This window comes from Turicibacter sp. TJ11, assembly GCF_021497505.1.
Classification (GTDB): domain Bacteria; phylum Bacillota_I; class Bacilli_A; order MOL361; family Turicibacteraceae; genus Turicibacter.
In genome coordinates this window covers 246067-265315 of the sequence record NZ_CP069349.1, presented here as the reverse complement: position 1 = coordinate 265315, position 19249 = coordinate 246067, and the positions used below count along the sequence as shown (strand labels likewise).

The following is a 19249-nucleotide window of genomic DNA, read 5'->3' as shown; positions in this document are numbered from 1 at the left end:
CTTCTGAAATGATGAACGTAATGAGTAAATAAACGTATGATATATTAGGCTTTAAAACAAGGAGGTATTTCAAATGAGATGTGGAGAAAATAGTTGGGGTAGTGGATTTGCATTTATCCTAGTACTCTTTATTTTATTAGTGATTATCGGATGCTGTTGTTGCAACTAAGCAATAGCCGATTTTACTAGTACGATAGATAAAATGAACGGAGATGTTATTCTTGATGAATAGCATCTCTTTTATTTATATCATCTTTTAAACTATAAAAACTTAAGACAACTCCTCCATCAAAAAAAAACATGAATCTTGATCATCCATTGTCATCATTCATTTTTATTCAAAGAGATCAGTTGAAATGCATCTTTTTGAGAAAGTTTTTAAATCCGACTGGCGATGACGACTTTTTTTATCTTCATTTTAAAGTTAATCTTTGACTAAGATTACTGCAAAATAGTCAGTACTAGTTCTATCCTATCTAGATACTTTTATTTTCCTTTTTGTCTGATTAGCCAAATAACTATTTGTTTGTTATAATAAGATGTATGTTAGAATGGAGGGTTCTTAATGATTACTATGAAAGACATTATCCGTGAGGGTCATCCAACATTAGCAAAAGTAGCTACTGAGGTGTCTATTCCATTAAGTAAAGAAGACGTTAAGTTAATGAAAGACATGGTACAATTTATCATTAATAGTCAAACACCTGAGATCGCTGAAAAATACCAATTACGTGAAAGTGTTGGTTTAGCAGCACCTCAGTTAAACTTAGATAAACGTATTATTGCAGTTCATACTGAAGATGAAAAAGGGAAGCTTTATTCAATCGCATTAGCTAATCCTAAAATCATCAGTTATTCAGAAGAAATGACTTATCTTCCAATGGGTGAAGGATGTTTATCTGTTGATCGCGAAGTAGAAGGTCTTGTTCCACGTTATCGTCGTATTACAGTTCAGGGATACAATGTAAAAGGTCAATTAATTAAAATCCGTTTACGTGATTATGTATCAATTGTTTTCCAACATGAAATTGATCATTTAAATGGTCATTTATTTACGGATCGCATCAACAAAGAAAAGCCATTAGCACCAATTCCTAATGCCAAACCATTAGAATTTTAAAAAGACCGAGAGTGATTCTCGGTCTTTTTTTAATGAATACGTGATGATTGATGGGTATATAAAGAAATTAACTTTTTTTGGGCATTTTGATCTTGCCCTAATGAAACAGCTTTTTCATAGGACTCGATGGCATGATATTCGTCACTTAAATAGTTTTCATAAATCATTCCTAAATTATAATACAGCTCTCCGGCATATTTGATTGGTGATTTTTTTCCTTGAATTCGAGCGTCAGCTTTTAAATAATATCGTTTAGCTAACTGATAGTCTGATAAATGATAAAAGTATAAATGACCAATGTTCACGTATGTACTTGGCGTTTCATCATCTACTTCTAAAACACGTAAATAATAATCAAGGGCCACTAAATAATCTTTGACTATTTCTACATTTAAATATGCTAAAGCATTTAAAGCTAAAAGGTTATTCGGATTAATCTCTAACACTCGTTCATAGTAATGTAAGGCTTTTTTATAATCATTTAATTCAAAGTCGTACATGTTGGCTATTTCTAACACTAACCCTTCCTCTTCATTAAAGTAAGCAAGCGCTGAAACAAGAACCTCTACTGCACTTTTTGAATCATGTAGATTATGAGCATAAAGAGAACGTAATCCTTGATAAGAGACAAGTGAATACGGATCGATTTCAATGGCTTTACGATAATAAGAAGCAGCTTCATCATAAGCTTGAAAATAATGTCTTAATACATGGGCATAGTTATGACAAACGAGTGGATTATCTGAATCTAATTCTAATGCTTTTTCATAAGCTTCTTTGGCTTCATCATATCGTTCGGCTCGAACGTAGGCATCCGCTAAATTGGCCAACGCGGTAGCGGGATTCGTTGATAAGGCGACAGATTTTTCAAAGTACGGAATAGCTGACTGGGCATCATTCTTATATTTAATAAATAAACAGCCTAGATTATTTAAATTACGCGCATGATTAGGTTCCAGTTCTAAGACGCGTTGACTACAACTAAATGCTCGTTCTACATCATGGTTTAAATCAATACATAATTCGGCTAAGTTAATATAAGCATCGACATAGTTTGAATCCAACTCAATCGCTTTTTCATAACATGACATAGCTTCTAGTGGCTGATCTAAAAATTGTTCGTATAAAATAGCTAAATTAAAATATAGTGTCGATGAGTTTTCATGATAGTCAATCGCTTGCTTATAATACTTTTCTGCGCGGTGATAGTCTTGATAAGATTCAATCGCAATAATGGCTAATGCATTATAAACAGCTGCTAGATTTTTTTTACGATTTAATTGTTCAAGCAATAATGATTCAGCTTCTTCAAATCGTTGCTCATCTAATAATTGTTCAATGTATTCAATTGGAGTAGGTTCTGCTGAGATACTCATGTTGAATCACCCTCCTCTTTCCTTATTATAAGTTTTTTAAAATAATCCTAGTTTCTCACAAGCATAATAAATGCCATCTTCATCGATTGGCTTTGTTATAAAATCAGCATGTGCTTTCACTGCATCGCTAGCATTTCCCATCGCTACCCCTATATCGGCTAGTTGTAACATTTCAATATCATTGTAGCCATCCCCAAAAGCAACGATCTGCTCCGGCTTTTCAGAAAGATGCTGAACCAATTGTTTAATTCCTTCTGCTTTTGAACCATTCACAGGAACGATATCTGCTCCAAAACTGATCCAAGGCACAAAACGTAAATGCTGCTCATATTTCTCAGCTAGAGGTTTAAAGTTTTCTGTAAAAAACCACGCTTGTAAAATAGATTCTTCTTTGTGCAAGTCAGGTAAAATTTCTGGCATCTCAATCGAAACACGTTTAAACGATTCTTGAACTGCCTCATCTGATCCTGTGACTGTTGATCGAGTGGCCGTTAATAACCCCACGGCTTGATCCATTGCTTTAGCTTCCTCAATTAAACTTTCAATCACTTCCGTTGGAATAGCATTTTCATAAATTACTTCGCCTTGATGCATAATATGTTGCCCATTAGCTGTTACAAATGTATTAAAAGGTAATTGTCTAATACGCTCATCAACTAAAAATAAAGCTCGTCCCGTAGCGACTGCTAGTTCATGTCCCGCTTCTTTTAATTTTTGAATGGCCACAATCGTACTACTCGGAATTTCATTAATATCACTTTGTAAGATGGTTCCATCGATATCAAATAAAATTAAACTTTTCTTCATCTTCCCTCACGTCCTTCATGTTAGTATGTCAAGTTTTTGTACTATTTCATTCATAATAGTAAATTTATTACAGAATTTCAAGTCCTAATCTGTTATATTGCAGCGATGTAATGGTATAATAAGTAATGTTGGTTGTAGACTTTAATAAGATTTTGATTTAAAGATAATTTTTTCGACCTTTTGTCAATCTCATGTTATAATGTTAGCAGGATGTCCAAAATAAGTTAAGGACCAGAGACGTTTAAAGGATTATGTAATTTGCGTAAAAATGGATTAATTTTTTTAAGAAACAACAATAAAAATGAAATGAGAGGGCGTGTACTATGAGTCAACGTAAAAAGAACTCTCACTTTAAACCAAACGAGGTTGCTGTCTTTGCACTTGGTGGTTTAGGTGAAGTCGGAAAAAATATGTATTGCGTGCAATATAAAGATGAGATTTGTGTCATTGATGCGGGAATCAAGTTCCCAGAAGATTATTTATTAGGAGTCGATTATGTTATTCCTGATTATCAATACTTAGTTGAGAATCAAGATAAAATTGTCGGTTTATTTATTACCCACGGCCATGAAGATCATATCGGTGGGATTCCATTTTTACTACGCCAATTAAAATTACCTAAAATCTACGCTGGAAAATTAGCTATTGGGCTGATTAAGAATAAATTAGAAGAGCGTAAATTATTACGCCAAGCCAACATTGTAGAATTCAATTCTGAAACGGTCATTAAATCAAAACACTTTACGTTTGAATTCTTCCGTACAAATCACAGTATCCCAGATTCTTATGGAATTGCGATTAAAACACCGCAAGGAACAATCGTTCATACAGGAGACTTTAAATTCGACTTTACACCAATTGGTCCGCCTGCTGATTATGCCAAAATGGCACGCCTAGGTCAAGAGGGTGTATTATGTCTGTTATCTGATAGTACAAATAGTGAATTACCTATTTTTACAATCTCAGAACGTCGTGTCGGTGAAAATTTAAGTGATACATTTAAACGTATTAAAGGACGTATTATTATCGCGACGTTTGCTTCAAACGTTCATCGTGTACAACAAATTGTAGAAGCCTGTGTGGCAACTAATCGAAAAATTGCAATCTTTGGACGCAGTATGGAAGCGACGATTAAAATTGGATTAGAGTATGGTTACATCCGTTGCCCTGAAGATACTTTTATTTCAGCTAATGAAATTAAACATCTTCCTCAAGAAGAAGTGACAATCTTATGTACCGGTTCACAAGGAGAGCCATTGGCAGCTCTTTCTCGTATTGCAAACGGAACTCATCGTCAAATTCAAATCATTCCAGGCGATACAGTGATCTTCTCATCTTCACCGATTCCAGGAAATGCGTTAAGCGTTGGACGTACGATTAATGCTTTATACCGTGCAGGAGCTGACGTGATTACTCACAGTCCTTTAACGGATATTCATACGTCGGGTCATGCTGGACAAGAAGAGTTAAAGTTAATGTTAAGTTTAATGAAACCAAAATACTTCTTACCTATTCATGGTGAGTATCGTATGTTAAGTGTTCATGCTCAACTTGGAGTGCAGTGCGGGGTTCGTGAAGAAAATTGTTTCGTTATTAATAACGGTGATGTTTTAGCCTTTAATCAAAACGGAGCTCGTTTAGCAGGTCGTGTGCCTAGTGGGACGATCTATACGGATAATAGCGGTATTGGTGATGTTGGAACAGAAATTATTCGCGATCGTAAAATCTTATCTGAAGATGGTTTAGTGATTGTTGCTGTTTCGATTAAACGCTCTGAAAAACGTTTATTAAATGGACCTAATGTCGTTTCTCGTGGATTCGTTTATATGAAAGAATCTGAAGATTTAATTAAAAATACAGAAATCGCAGTTCGCGAAGTGGTATTACATAAGTTACAAACTTCTAAAAACTTCTCAGCTGAAGAATTAAAGTCAGCGATCTGTGATGTCGTTTCACCATTCTTATTTAATAAAACACAACGTCGTCCAATGATTTTACCAATCATCATGGAGATTTAATCAAAAGCTCTCATCAATCGATGAGAGCTTTTTTATTGATCTTATAAAAAGCGTTGCTCAGTTTAGCAGCGCTACTTTATTTTACTTCTGAGTAATATTCATTTTAACCACTGAAATAGCCGTATAGTTTGCCACTTGCTTCTCATAGTTATCTAGTGTTATAGCCGTTGATCCACCTGTTGTGTAAGCAGCTAAAACGATCTCTTGACCTAACTCTCCTCCATACTGATCAATCGCTACACGTTGTTCGAAATTAATAGCTGGTAGTTCTGTTTTAGTCATTTTATATTCTGGATTTCTTTCATCTGTTGTTTTTTCATGATCTACTTCTGCAATCGAAATAATTGATTTAACATCATCTTGTCCAATATTTAAGATTAAATGGACAATTGAGTTTTTTGTCATTGAATCCGTTGTATAGGTTGGAACTTCAATTGTTTCAACTAATTCACCGTTTTCATATTGTTCTACTGTCAAATTAACATCATAAGCTGATCCTGTTGGTAAAACCATTGAAGCAACTGTACTTTGTTCTGGTCCATAATCAGCTGATTCTAATAATAACCCGATGACTCCTGAAACTTGCTGATTCACAATTTTGACATCACCTTCGGGTAAGTTTGTTGATTGACATCCTACTAATCCGATAGCGACTGCAACAGCTGACATCATTAAACCTATTTTTTTAACTTTCATCTATCTATCCCTCACTTGAATTTTAATTTAATTTTAGATAATGAAGAAAGTATATCATAAATGACCGCTTTTGATACTATTTTTAATGTTTAAATTCTATTTTTCATCTTTTTTCTACAATCTCTTTGTCGTTTGATAAAAATTTTTACATTTTATCAAAACACGCTCTAATTTTTTATCATTTTTCTTATCAAACTAAAACGTGATAATTCGTTACTCTGCTTCTTTACATATAGAATAGCCTAATCATAAAAAAGTCCATCTCATCTGATGAGATAGACCTTTAACAAGTTGCTCACGTCACGACTTTTTTATAGGATGTCACTAAGTCATCACGCAAGACTAACTATTAAGTAACTTTTTTGATTGTTTTAAATCGTTAAGATTATCTAAGCTCTTTTGATTTTTAGAACAATTCAGGGCTACTTGATGAACATAGGAAAGAAGCCCTTGATTCGATTTAATTGGTAACTTGCACAGTACTTGATTCATCAGATAGGCGATTAATAAACCAATCACCGCTCCCATTCCATTGCAAATGATGTCATTCATATCAAAGAAGATATCTATTGGTTTTAACGTTAGCAATAAAATCAACTGAACAAATTCAAAACTTAAGGCTAAAAGAATAGATAACACTAATCTTTCCGTGAATTTAGTATTAATAAAATATTGAATCCCTACTCCAATAGGCACAGTTAAGAGCACATTTCCAATGAGTTGAACTCGACTTAAATGAGATAAATTAATACTTAAATTTATATTATTATAAATACTAAACTCAGGTAGATCAGCTATGACAAATGAGAAAATAGCAAGCTCGATAGCTTTATTAATATAAATAATGGCTAGTAATGATAAAAGATAATAAGCTAATGGTCGTTTACCAACTATTCCATTAACTATAAATAAAACTGAAACTAAAATAGTGATTGGTACATAAAATAAATATCCATAAGTATACATCGTTTTTTCTCCTCTTCATCATAAAGTCAACTAATGTCTTATAAGATGATTATAAATGATTGGTAAAAAAAGTTAAATATTTTGTAACTATTCAGCCACCAAGTAAATGAATTCCATTCCTTGGTGTTTTTGTTAATGATATGTAGCTCTCGTGAATAACTTACCTATTTGTAAGATTTACGTTATAATATCCTTACTATTCCAACTTTAGAAGAAGGTGTCATCTCATGTCAGAATCTGAAATCATCAAAGTTTATCAGGAGGGGATTCAATCCGTTATTAGTTTAGTTCAAGGACTTTCCACTCAAATCTCTGAGTTATCTCAGACTGTTTCAGATTTAGATGCTCGCCTTAAGAAACTTGAAAAACAATCAAATCAAACCAGTCAAAATAGTAGCTTACCTCCGTCAACCGATGGTTTTAAAAAGACAAAAAGTTTGCGTCAACCTTCAAATAAAAAACCGGGTGGTCAAGTCGGACATCAAGGTTCAACCTTAAAAATGATAAAAGATCCGGATCATGTCGTCACACATCATCCGAAAACTTGCCAAGGGTGTGGGTGTTGTTTAGAAAACGTTGAACCTCAAAAAACGATTCGACGTCAAGTTTTTGATTTACCGAGCTTAAGGCTTCAAGTGACTGAGCATCAATCCCAAATTAAAGTATGTCCTAACTGTCACTTTAAAAATGAAGGACTATTTCCGAAACATGTCACACAACCGACACAATATGGGCCACATTTAACAAGTGTATTAACTTATTTCAGTCACTATCAATTGATTCCTTTCAACCGTCTGAAACAATTGACTCAAGATATTTTCAAAGCGACCATCAGCCAAGGAACACTGGTGAATATGACGAAACGATGTGATGAGTTATTAGAAACGACTGAAGCCTCAATCAAAGAAAATCTTTTGGCATCAAATCATCTTCATTTAGATGAAACAGGCTGTTATGTCAATGGAAAGAGACACTGGCTTCACGTGACTTCAAATCAAAAATTCACGCATTACTTTGTTCATGAAAAGCGTGGCTCTCAAGCCATTGAAGCCAATGGCATTCTTCCCTCTTTCAAAGGAACCGTCATCCATGACCATTGGACCCCGTATTTTAAATATGATGATTGTACGCATGCTTTATGTAACGTTCATCATTTAAGAGAGTTTAAAGGAATCATCGATTTTGAGAACCAACAGTGGGCAAAAAACATGACGAAATTATTACTTGAAGCTAAAACTTATTCAGAAGAGACGGAATATCCTTTACCCTTATCTAAAATACAGGAGTTTGAGAAACGATACCAACAAATCATCGAAGAGGGTTACCGTGAGAATCCTTTAAAACTGCATGAAAAGAATACGGATTCCGTTCGATTACTCAATCGTTTATCGAAACGACAAGAAGAAGTATTAGAATTTCTGTATCAAGTTGAAGTTCCGTTTGATAATAATTTAGCTGAGCGTGATGTCCGAATGACTAAAACTAAACAAAAAATATCCGGATGTTTCCGAACAGAAAAAGGTGCTCATTGTTTCGCCCGAATCAGAGGTTTCATCTCTACTTGTCAAAAGCAAGGATTAAATATTATCGAAAGTATTGAAACCATTTTAATGGGAAATACGATTCAATTTTCATAACATTCACAAGGAGTACTTCACTAAATGAGCACTCCTTTTTGTGATACTCTTTTCTACTAGGCTGAATAGTTACAATATTTTTTATCATTTATCAAAAAACTAGCTCAATAATCGGACACGAGTGTATTGCTAATTTAACTGTTTTTATCGAGACTCTAAAACCGGTACTTTTTAAATAATCTACCCTACAAAAAAAGAAGAAATCTTTCCATCAGATTTCTTCTTTTTCTATTTCATTTATATTTGATTATCCCGTCAGGGATCTTTTTAACTATGTAACAACCAGTGATCAAACTCACTAATATCTTTATTTTCTCCAATCACTAACAACACATCGCCCTCTTTAATTTCCGTATTAGCTTGTGGTACGACGATGTTATAATTGCGTTTAATAGCGGCAATATTAATGCCAAAACGCTGAGGAATATTTAGATCAATTAAGGTTTGACCTATGATTGGTCCCGCTGCAAGCAATTCAACAATACTATAAGTATCCGATAACACTAAATAATCTAGAACAAAGTCTGATAAGATTTGATGTGCTAAACGTTTCCCCGTATCTTTTTCTGGTTGAATAACAGAATCGGCTCCAATTTTTAAAATAACTTTTTTATGATAATCATTCACAACTTTAACTGTAACTTTATTCACGCCAATTTCTTTTAATAATAAAACAGTTAAAATACTGGCCTGAATATTTTGCCCAATCCCCACAATGACATGGTCAATATTACGAATTCCGATACTTCTTAATGCTTCTTCATCTGTTGAATCTAGAATAATGGCCTGTGTTGCGATGTTGACATATTTTTTAATGACTTCCTCATTATTATCAATCGCTAAAACGTCTGCCCCTTGTCGTGCTAACTCTTCGACGACACTTCCTCCAAATTGCCCACATCCGATAACGGCAAATGTTGTATCTTTCTTGTCCATAACAAATCCCTCTTTATTATTGGTCGCACCTAAACGTATTAGATGCTTACCTCATATTTGATCATGAATTGATCATTATTTGTTCTAGATAATTTTAACATGATTAATTAGATTTTTCTATGTTATTATGATGGAGTTTTTTCATTTTTTCTGTTGTGGTCTGTTATAATAAGACTTGAGGTGATAATATGAAAGAACCATTTATTTTGAAAGAAAATTTACTATTTTTAGACTCATGGATGAAACAAAATGATCATTTAATCGCAGGTTTTACCACTATTAAAGGGGGAACTTCAACAGGAGCGTTTGAGGGCTTAAATATTGCTTATCATGTTGGCGATGATGCACAGGCCGTTTTAAAAAATCGTGAATTAGTCGCTGAATCTATTGAAATGCCTCTTGAGCAGTGGGTGTTTGCAGAGCAATTACATACTACAAAGGTTCATCACGTAACAAGCGCTGATTTAGGAGCAGGTGTTCATAGTTTTGAATCAGGAATTAAAGCAACTGACGGATTATACACAAAAGAAAAAGGCGTTGTTTTAGCAACCTTTTATGCAGACTGTACGCCTCTTTATTTTTACGCTCCAAAACATGAATTAATTGGTGTTGCTCATGCGGGATGGCGAGGAACGGTAGACGGAATGATGCATGAAATGCTAAAAACACTAAAAGAAGTGGAACAAATTGATCCGAAAGACATTTTAGTAGCGATTGGTCCTTGCATCGGACGTGATGCTTATCGTGTCGATGATACGGTAATTAATGAAGTTAAAAAATCTTCTATTAAAGGCATCGAAGAAACATTCATTGAATTAGGTGGTGGACAATACAAATTTGATCCGAAACTATTAAATTATAAACAGGCACTACATGATGGCGTACCGGCAGAAAATATTTTAGTGACATCATACTGTACTTATACTGATTCAGATTTATTCTACAGTTTTAGAAAAAATAATCAAACCGGTCGTATGATGAACTTTATGTGTTTAAACAAATAAAATGAAAAGACCAAACATCACGTGAGATTTAACGTCTTCATTTAGAAGCGTTAAAGACACAAAAATCGTTTGGTCTTTTTTCTATTCTCGCTAGAATAGCCGATAAAAACTAGTTAAGAATTTTTTTCTTTCTAAGAACGGCATTATAAATCTAAACTCTTTTATCTTTTAAAAAGCATACTGAATTAGACTTTTATTTAAGTAAATATTAACTAGGTGCATTTAATCAGCATCAATAACCCATCTGATTCGGTTTTTAAAAGCCTTATTCAGTTACGATAAAAATAACTGTATCTGTTGAATCTTTCTCAATCGAAATATTCTGAGGTTCATTATTTTCTTCAAAATCGAAGAAAAAATATTGACTTGTGTACTCGCTATCATCATCCGTTACTACTTGCAACTTAAATTTGCTATATGGAGCTTTTAAATTCACTCTATCACCTGATTTTAGGGCTTTATTATCAGCATTGATCAGATTTAGTGATTCATCTTCTGCATGAAAGGTGATACTTTTTAAACTTTGATCCGTATGATTTGTAATACTTAAATTGTGATTATAATCATCCGCTTTTTGAGAACATCCTGAAATAAAGATAACAAATGAAAGTAATACAAATAACATTGAAAATATACTTCTTCTTTTCATCTAATTAACTCCTTTTATCTTTTTCTATAATATACCATATATTATAGACATAAACCTTAACTAATATGAGAATACCATAGAACTTCTTACGATTTGAATATATCTCTTAACAGTAAAATCTATCATCTACTGCAAAAATTATAATTACTTTTCACGATCATAGAATTATCTTGAGATTTCTTTCGTTGCTTTTCATCAAAAAAGATAGCTCTTGCTAATTGAGCTATCTTTTTAATCGTTACCGTATAATAATTGATAATTAGCCATTTGTCTTACTTCCGATAGTTCATCGTCTGTTTTCATGTAATCAATTAAGCTTGGACTAAGCTTTGTTGAAATTTTAATATCCTCTAGTGCAGCTTCCTTATCATGTAACAGGGCATAACAACACGCACGATTATAATAAAGAACAGAAACTTCAGGATTATATTTAATTCCCTCCGTATAAATCGCAATGCTTTCTTGATAATCTTTAAATTCTTCTTTATATAAAATAGCTAAGTTCAAGTAAGTAAATGAATAGTCCGGATTACTTTGAAGTGATTTACGATAATAACGAATCGCCTCTTTAATTTGCCCGAGCTTTCGACACGCAACCCCTAGATTAAATAAAGCCATGTAATCGGATGGATCGACTTGGTGAGCCCGATAAAAATAATGATAAGCTTTTAAGTTTTTATCTTCTGATTCATAAATACAACCTAAATTAATATAAGCGTAATAGTAGCTTGGATCAATTTCAATTGTTTTTTCATAATGATAAATCGCCTCAGTATTTTGACCCAATTCATCATAGATATTAGCTAGGAAAAAATGAGCTGATTCATAATTAGGGTCTAACTCGATTGTCTTTTGATAATAATAAATCGCTTTATCATAATCTTCATTATCATCATAAATCGTTGCTAACCCATAATATGAGGTTGGAAACTCTGGATCAATTTTCGCCATCTCATAAAAGAGTTGAATCGCCTTTGATGGTTCCTCAACTTCATCATATAAAAAAGCTAAATCAAGCATTAAATCTAAGTCTTCTGTTCCAAAAGGTGTTTGGTAGGCATTAATAAAATGTTCTAATGCTTTTGAAAGATTTCCAATTTCTAAATAATGAGCTGCTACTGTTTTTTGATTTAAATAATATTGGTAAGTTTGTTCTTGCATTCGCCCCCCTACCTTTCTTTATTAGCGACTAAATTTTTTTGTTATTAACGTCTTGCCAGTTCCCACTTCCATATAAGCAACCTCTAATTCATGAGGAGCAATCGTAAGTATGACATAGGTTTTTTCTTTTGTATTTCGTGGTAAAAGAACACTTCCTGGATTTAAGAACAGAATTCCCTCATTCATTTCTGCTCCAATACAATGAGAATGACCGTAACAAACAATGGTCGCTCCTAATTCTAAAGCCTTATAATATAGACGTTGCATTGAGTATTTAACATCATACTGATGACCATGCGTCATCAGTAACGTGTCATTGTCATTTAGTTTTTCAAGTCGATCGAATGGAAAATTTTTATCAAAATCACAATTTCCACGAACGGTTAAATAGCCTTGAATTTCTGGTTGATGACTCATTAGCTGAGAATCACCACAATGAATAAACAAATCTGCTTGAGTTAAGTGACGCTCTCGAATTTGTTTTAAGCTTTTAGTATCTGCATGACTATCACTAACAACTACAATTTTCATAGCTTATAACCCCTACATGAATGTCATTAAAACTTCTTTTAATTTCATAAAGGCATCCGCACGATGGCTTAACACATTCTTTTTACTTTTTGGAATTTGTGCCATTGTTTTTTCAAGCTCTGGGAGATAAAAAATTGGATCATATCCAAATCCTTCATTTCCAATGCATTGTGTTAGAATCTGACCTTCACAAGTTCCACGGACCACGCATTCCTGTCCTTCAGGTGTGACTAAAGCTAACGCACACACAAAGCGAGCCGTACGCTTTTCTTCTGGAACGCCTTCTAATTCATGTAAAACTTTATGAATATTGGCTTGATCATCGCGACTTTCTCCTGCATAACGGGCACTGTACACCCCTGGGCGTCCATCTAGAGCATCCACTTCTAATCCTGAATCATCTGCGATTACGACTTGATTAAATTGTTTAGCAATTGAACGTGCTTTAATTAAGGCATTTTCTTCAAATGTCTGTCCATCTTCAACAATGTCATCAATCGCTTCAAAATCTAATAAAGATTTAACCGCAATCTGATATTGGCTAAAAATATGTTCAAATTCTTTTGCTTTACCGGCATTTTTAGTTGCAATGATAACTTCTTTCATTCCATTTGACTCCTTAGCTTATTTGTTTTTGCATCTCAATTAATTGAGTAATTCCTTGACTTGCAACATCAAGCATTTCAAGTAACTGTGCATGCGAATACGTCGCTTCTTCACCTGTTCCTTGAATTTCAACGAATTGACCACTTTCTGTCATGATCACATTCATGTCCACTTCAGCTTTTGAGTCTTCTTCATAGTTTAAGTCTAAAATCACTTCACCGTCAGAAATTCCAACTGAAATAGCTGCGACATACTCTTTTAATGGAGACTCTGATAACGTTCCATCTGCCACTAATTTATCAAAGGCTAGTTTCATTGCAACCATTGCACCCGTAATAGAGGCCGTACGCGTTCCACCATCTGCTTGAATCACATCACAGTCGATCCAAATCGTACGTTCTCCTAATTTTTCTAAATCAACAGCTGCTCGAAGTGAACGTCCAATTAAGCGTTGAATTTCCATCGTACGTCCACTTAACTTTCCACGAGATGCTTCACGAATATTTCTTGTATTCGTCGCACGTGGTAACATTGAGTACTCAGCTGTAATCCACCCTTTGCCTTGGCCACGCATAAAAGGTGGTAACTTATGTTCAATCGTTGCTGTACAAATAACTTTAGTGTTTCCAAATGACACTAATACAGCACCTTCAGGATGAGTTATATAATGAGGAATAAATTCTACTTTTCTTAGTTCGTTGTTTTTTCGTTCGTTTGCTCTCATGTCTATCACCTTGCTTCTTATCTGATTAAAACGTACATCCTCTATTATAACATAATCTCATTTTATTGTGCTTCAATTAACGTACTGTCTTCAAAATCAAATCGACTCGTTGGAACAGCAATTGAGTGATTTGCATCATCCATGACTTTAATATTCCCATCAATAGAAACAGAAACCATTTCAATGTCATCTAATTCCGTTAATGTCATCACTAATTGGTTTAACATCGTTGATGAGACTTTTGTTTGTTGACTATCATAGTATAACTCAGAACTAAAATTTAATGAAACTAATCCTTCACTAATGACAGGATCATTTAATAACATCGTTTCATGATTAAAAACTGTCACATAATTTTCATGATTTGTTGGCCCTTGAATTAAAGCATTAACCGCATAAGTAACTGGATCCACTGATGAAGAAATTAAACGAGTCACTGGAACAAGCATTCCATTTTTTGTGTCATCTGTCATAAAATAAAGCGTTACTAATTGTGTGTCATCCAGATTCATGGCATCTAATTCTAAATTGATTCCCATTGAACGATCTAATCCGCGGCTAACTGGAAGAGAGCCATTTAAATTAGACACAGCTTCTCCATCAATTTCAAATTTTACTTTATCAACATCAGTTAACTCTGTATACGTCCATACAAGTGATGATAAAACATCTTGTTCCTCACTTGTTGTATAATCTAAAAACTCTGGTGAAACATTTAACGTTAATACCCCATCTTCTAGGCGATAATCATTTAATTTTGTCATTGGTGAAACTAAAGAAGTCGTTCCAACAGGTAATTGATTTGATTTCGTTGTGAAAATCTCAAAAATTGCTTGAATTGGATCATTTGCTTCATCTTTTGGGACAAAAGTTTTAACTAAATTATCTGATTCATGTAACGCGTAAATCGTATAGCAGTCTTCAGTTGAATAAACGCTTTGTTCTTGCATCGGTTGTTCGCTCATTGTATCTACTAAATTTCTAGCTGCAGGATCTTCTGTTCGAGTAGCATAATAAATAAACAACATTGCAAGGACTGGTAATGTTAATTTTTTCATCCATTTTGTTTGCATCTGTTCTCACCTCTTCTAAAATATATAGCTACTATATGAAGAGATAAAAAAAAAGATAACCTTTATCGTATGTTCTCTAAAGACTCGTGAATAGATGTCAATTATATGAATCATTCGATAAAAGTAATCTCTTTTCTGTCAGATTTAACGGTTATTCATCAGATTTTGATAATTTTCTTTAAATGGATAGGTTTCGTTCGATAAAATAATCGATTTAAACTTATAAAAAATGTTATGTAAAACGAGCGCATCCACAATGGCGTCATGAATTTGCGTTCCAGTAAAAATTTCATAGCTTTTAATGGCATTATAAAGACCAATATCTTGACCAATCTGATAATACTGACGATGAACCCGCTGCAGATCAATGAGTTGATGGCAGTCAAATAACGGCTCTACATTATTGACTAAGTAAGAATTTTCTAAAATGAATCCATCCGAAACACCCCAAACTAAAAAGATTGGATTATATCGGGCAATGACTTCTTTAATGTAATAATAAAAATCTTGATAACTCATTGCACAAGTAATCGCAGATTCCTTAATCTTTAAAAATTCTTGTGTTTTTTCTGAAATAACCGGAAATAAAGTTGGTTTCACATAGGCGGACATTTTTTCCACTAGATTTCCTTCAGCATCGGCAATAATTAATCCAAATTGAATAATTTCAGGTTGGAACTTTATCCCTCTATATTCTGGCCCACTCATGGAAAACTCTAAATCTAAAAAGGCATAATAACTAGAATCGATTAAGTATTCTAGTGTCTGTCTAAGTTCATTTTTGATGACTTGAGGATTTTCCACCTTTTTACGATTTTCCATTTTAATTGATGTAATGGCGTAATAAGTTGACTTTCCTAATTTGAATTCTACTGGATTATAAGTAAACTGAAGAAAATCTCCTGGTTTAAATTGATGTTTAATAATATTAAGATATTTATCCGTAATATAAAAGTGAATTAATTGTCCCCCTGTATGTAATGACACACGAGGAATTGATAAATTGAGCGATTGAATTTTTCCTTTTAACTCTTTGGACTTTTGTTGGATTAATTCTAAACCTGTAATCTTATTTTTCCCATTTAAGCTATATTGCACGGACTGTCCTAACATGGATGACGATACCGTTAGCTTAGGGTCATAGGTAAACCATGTCTCATTCATTAAGATTTTACGTTCTTCTAAGTTTATTTTTAAAATCACACCGGTATGTCCGAGCATTATAACCACTTCCATTAAACAGTTTCATCATAACTAAATGATGGTTTTAATTTTTTAAAATTTTGAGGAATTAATCTTTATACCTTCATTAATAGAAACAAAAAGATCATTCATCATTTAATAGGCATCTTAGTTTATCAATAGCTGACATTCTAAGACAAACGCACGTCTAGCTAAACACTTTTTTTAACTTAAAACCCATCTAGACTTATATATAGAGCGAAATATCTTTCACCTTTTTAAAAAATTTGAGTGATTGTCTCTTTTAAATCGAACGACTAACGATCGTACTACTAAAGGTTTTTCCACAATGAAAAACGAATCGCTACTTATATATATTATTATAATACACTTTCTTTCTTTAATCTACTCGCACATTATTTTTTTCCTATCCAATCAGTACTCTTTCGTTTGTCTTCTTTTGAATAACGTGGCATTTCGTTACAAGAATAAAAAACCACCTTAAAGGTGGTAGTTTTTTATAATTTAATGACACCCAATCTTAAAAGCTCAATAATGGCCTGTGAGCGTCCTTTGACGTTAAGTTTTAAGATGACATTCGAAATATGATTTCGAACTGTTTTTTCACTGATTTTCAACTCCTCAGCAATCTCAGCTGTTGTCATATTATGGACAAGTAAGTCGAAAATCTCTTGTTCTCGCTTCGTTAAAATTGACTGACCTTTGTTCAACCTTTCTACCCCCTATCTTTTGAGGTAGTCATTATCCTCGTTGATACGCCATGATTGATGCCGCATCTAATATATCTTATGTTGCTGATAATGATTAGTACCAGTCAATCCGTTAAAAATACATGATTCTTACTGCTTTTTTTGAAGTTCTTCTTGGATAAATTCTTTCACTCGTTTGATGATTTCAGGAGGAAATCCAAGTCGAATATAAGATGTTTCATCCGCTTCAAGCATCTTTTCAAGAGAACCAAAATTTTGGATCAATAAGCGTTTTCGTTTAGGTCCGACACCTGGTATTTCATCTAAAATCGAAGTTAATTGACGATTTTGAGACGTTTGATGATGAAAACTTAAAACAAAGCGGTGAACCTCATCTTGAATTCGTGTTAATAAAGCAAACACATTCGCTCGTCCCTTTTTCTTTAAATCAATCTCTTCCATATCTCGACCATCTAACAAAAAGGATGTTCGGTGCTTATCATCTTTTACAAGCCCAACGACTGGAATAGACATATTTAATGATTGTAAAACTTCCATCGCTACATTAATTTGACCTTTTCCTCCATCAATAACAATTAAATCTGGTGCTGGTAAATTTTCATTTAACACTTTAAAGTAGCGTCGGTAAATGACTTCTTTCATCGCTTGGTAGTCATCACCTTCTGAAGTCGTTGTAATCTTATATTTACGATATTCTTTTTTATCTGGACGACCATCCGTAAACACAACCATAGCTGAAACAGTGTCCATTCCTTGATGATGAGAGTTATCAAATGCTTCAATACGATGAGGCGTTGGTATACTTAATAGTTCTCCTAATTTTTCAACAGCTTTTAAAGTACGTTCCTCTTGTTTTTCAATGAGTTGTAACTTTTCATTAAGCGCCATTTCAGCATTTTTCATCGCTAAATCGACAAGTTCTTTCTTCTCTCCTTGTTTAGGAACGATGATTTTAACCTCATCCAGTAACTGTGATAATAGCTCGTGATCGAGTGTCGCAGGAATAAAGATTTCTTTTGGTTTTAAGGCATTATGACTTTGGTAAAAGCGTCCGATAAACGTCAGCACTGCCTCTTCTACATCGTCTATTCCATCAAAGATAGAGACTTCACGCTCAATGACTTTTCCTTGACGAATAAAGAACACTTGGACACAAACTAATCCATTCATTTCATAGTATCCAAAAACGTCACGATCAACAAAATCATTTAACGTCATTTTTTGTTTTTCAACCGTCGCCTCAATATGAAAAATGAGATCACGATATTCTTTGGCACGTTCAAATTCTAGATTTTCTGCCGCCTCCTCCATGCGTTTGACCAAATTTTTTTTTACATTTGAATAATCACCTTTTAAGAAGCGGGAAATTTGCTCAATGTAAGGTTTATAATCTTGAGTTTTAATGTCATGTTCACAAGGCCCAAGACACTGATGAATATGATAGTAAAGACAGACTTTTTTAGGAATGGTGTGACATTTTCTTAAAGGATACAACTTATTCAGCAATCGTATCGTTTCATTAGCTGCTGTTGCATTAGGATACGGTCCAAAATATTTACCACCATCCTTTTTAATTTTACGTGTAATGACTAATCTCGGATGCGTTTCATTAGTGATCTTAATGAATGGATAATGCTTATCATCCGTTAACATAATATTATATTTAGGGTCATATTTTTTAATCAAGTTCAATTCTAAAACTAAAGCCTCTAATTCACTCGAAGTAATAATATATTCAAAGTCAACGATCTCTCTCACTAAACGTGCTGTTTTCCCATTATGTGAACCTGTGAAATATGATTTGACGCGATTTCTTAAACGTTTAGCTTTTCCAACATAAATCACTTGTCCCTTAGCATCTTTCATTAAATAACAACCCGGATTCATCGGTAATAACGATAACTTATCTTTTAATAATTGATTCAACGACTTCACCTCTCACTTCTTTTCTAACTTTTTATTTTACAATAAAAAATCCTAGTCTATCGTTTAAAAACGAAGATTTCTAGGATTAGTTTGGCTCATTGCCCTT

Annotated in this window: 19 protein-coding genes; 5 read left to right on the top strand and 14 right to left on the bottom strand. The window is 33.6% G+C overall.

Annotated elements, in window-relative coordinates:
- The first annotated feature begins 73 nt into the window (after positions 1 to 73).
- The gene (locus JRC48_RS01240; protein ID WP_235070066.1) at positions 74 to 169 is read left to right on the top strand and encodes a YjcZ family sporulation protein; all 96 of its coding nucleotides are present in this window, start codon (positions 74 to 76) and stop codon (positions 167 to 169) included.
- Between the two features lie 396 nt (positions 170 to 565).
- Positions 566 to 1120 (top strand): peptide deformylase, encoded by a 555-nt coding sequence (gene def / locus JRC48_RS01235; RefSeq protein WP_235070065.1) that lies wholly within the window; start codon positions 566 to 568, stop codon positions 1118 to 1120.
- A gap of 29 nt (positions 1121 to 1149) precedes the next feature.
- Here def and JRC48_RS01230 read toward each other — a convergent pair whose 3' ends face one another.
- Positions 1150 to 2496 carry a tetratricopeptide repeat protein gene (locus tag JRC48_RS01230; RefSeq protein ID WP_235070064.1) on the bottom strand — a complete coding sequence of 449 codons (1347 nt, stop codon included), beginning with the start codon at positions 2494 to 2496 and terminating at the stop codon, positions 1150 to 1152.
- Between the two features lie 36 nt (positions 2497 to 2532).
- A complete protein-coding gene (locus JRC48_RS01225) occupies positions 2533 to 3303 on the bottom strand; it encodes a Cof-type HAD-IIB family hydrolase (RefSeq protein WP_235070063.1) in 771 nt (256 codons plus the stop codon).
- 323 nt (positions 3304 to 3626) lie between these two features.
- Here JRC48_RS01225 and rnjA point away from each other — a divergent pair, with 323 nt between their 5' ends.
- Positions 3627 to 5321, top strand: coding sequence for a ribonuclease J1 (gene rnjA / locus JRC48_RS01220; protein WP_235070062.1), 1695 nt, complete (start codon positions 3627 to 3629; stop codon positions 5319 to 5321).
- A gap of 81 nt (positions 5322 to 5402) precedes the next feature.
- Here rnjA and JRC48_RS01215 read toward each other — a convergent pair whose 3' ends face one another.
- Entirely contained in the window at positions 5403 to 6017 is a 615-nt protein-coding gene (locus tag JRC48_RS01215; RefSeq protein ID WP_235070061.1) for a hypothetical protein, read from the bottom strand.
- Between the two features lie 342 nt (positions 6018 to 6359).
- Positions 6360 to 6983 (bottom strand): VanZ family protein, encoded by a 624-nt coding sequence (locus tag JRC48_RS01210; RefSeq protein WP_235070060.1) that lies wholly within the window; start codon positions 6981 to 6983, stop codon positions 6360 to 6362.
- A 227-nt stretch (positions 6984 to 7210) separates the two neighbouring features.
- Between JRC48_RS01210 and JRC48_RS01205 the strand changes: the two genes are divergently transcribed.
- Positions 7211 to 8620: an IS66 family transposase gene (locus tag JRC48_RS01205; protein WP_235069119.1), complete on the top strand. Its 1410-nt coding sequence runs from the start codon at positions 7211 to 7213 to the stop codon at positions 8618 to 8620.
- Between the two features lie 267 nt (positions 8621 to 8887).
- On the opposite strand, the gene JRC48_RS01200 is transcribed toward JRC48_RS01205, so the two are convergent.
- Entirely contained in the window at positions 8888 to 9556 is a 669-nt protein-coding gene (locus JRC48_RS01200; RefSeq protein WP_235070059.1) for a TrkA family potassium uptake protein, read from the bottom strand.
- Between the two features lie 188 nt (positions 9557 to 9744).
- Here JRC48_RS01200 and pgeF point away from each other — a divergent pair, with 188 nt between their 5' ends.
- The gene (pgeF, locus tag JRC48_RS01195; protein ID WP_235070058.1) at positions 9745 to 10560 is read left to right on the top strand and encodes a peptidoglycan editing factor PgeF; all 816 of its coding nucleotides are present in this window, start codon (positions 9745 to 9747) and stop codon (positions 10558 to 10560) included.
- 265 nt (positions 10561 to 10825) lie between these two features.
- Here the strand turns inward: pgeF and JRC48_RS01190 are convergent, their stop codons facing one another.
- The 9 genes from JRC48_RS01190 to uvrC all read right to left on the bottom strand — a co-directional run bounded on the left by JRC48_RS01190 (position 10826) and on the right by uvrC (position 19143).
- Positions 10826 to 11209: a hypothetical protein gene (locus tag JRC48_RS01190; RefSeq protein ID WP_235070057.1), complete on the bottom strand. Its 384-nt coding sequence runs from the start codon at positions 11207 to 11209 to the stop codon at positions 10826 to 10828.
- A gap of 231 nt (positions 11210 to 11440) precedes the next feature.
- Positions 11441 to 12370, bottom strand: coding sequence for a lipopolysaccharide assembly protein LapB (locus JRC48_RS01185; RefSeq protein ID WP_235070056.1), 930 nt, complete (start codon positions 12368 to 12370; stop codon positions 11441 to 11443).
- Positions 12371 to 12391: 21 nt separating this feature from the next.
- Positions 12392 to 12901, bottom strand: coding sequence for a metallophosphoesterase family protein (locus JRC48_RS01180; protein WP_235070055.1), 510 nt, complete (start codon positions 12899 to 12901; stop codon positions 12392 to 12394).
- Positions 12902 to 12913: 12 nt separating this feature from the next.
- Positions 12914 to 13507 carry an XTP/dITP diphosphatase gene (locus JRC48_RS01175; protein WP_235070054.1) on the bottom strand — a complete coding sequence of 198 codons (594 nt, stop codon included), beginning with the start codon at positions 13505 to 13507 and terminating at the stop codon, positions 12914 to 12916.
- A gap of 13 nt (positions 13508 to 13520) precedes the next feature.
- Complete coding sequence (rph, locus tag JRC48_RS01170) at positions 13521 to 14231, bottom strand: ribonuclease PH (protein WP_235070053.1); 711 nt, start codon at positions 14229 to 14231, stop codon at positions 13521 to 13523.
- A 62-nt stretch (positions 14232 to 14293) separates the two neighbouring features.
- Positions 14294 to 15304 carry a GerMN domain-containing protein gene (locus JRC48_RS01165; protein WP_235070052.1) on the bottom strand — a complete coding sequence of 337 codons (1011 nt, stop codon included), beginning with the start codon at positions 15302 to 15304 and terminating at the stop codon, positions 14294 to 14296.
- 144 nt (positions 15305 to 15448) lie between these two features.
- Positions 15449 to 16540, bottom strand: coding sequence for an exonuclease domain-containing protein (locus JRC48_RS01160; RefSeq protein WP_235070051.1), 1092 nt, complete (start codon positions 16538 to 16540; stop codon positions 15449 to 15451).
- A gap of 464 nt (positions 16541 to 17004) precedes the next feature.
- Positions 17005 to 17217, bottom strand: coding sequence for a LuxR C-terminal-related transcriptional regulator (locus JRC48_RS01155; protein WP_235070050.1), 213 nt, complete (start codon positions 17215 to 17217; stop codon positions 17005 to 17007).
- Positions 17218 to 17346: 129 nt separating this feature from the next.
- Positions 17347 to 19143, bottom strand: coding sequence for an excinuclease ABC subunit UvrC (uvrC, locus tag JRC48_RS01150; RefSeq protein ID WP_235070049.1), 1797 nt, complete (start codon positions 19141 to 19143; stop codon positions 17347 to 17349).
- Between the last annotated feature and the right edge of the window lie 106 nt (positions 19144 to 19249).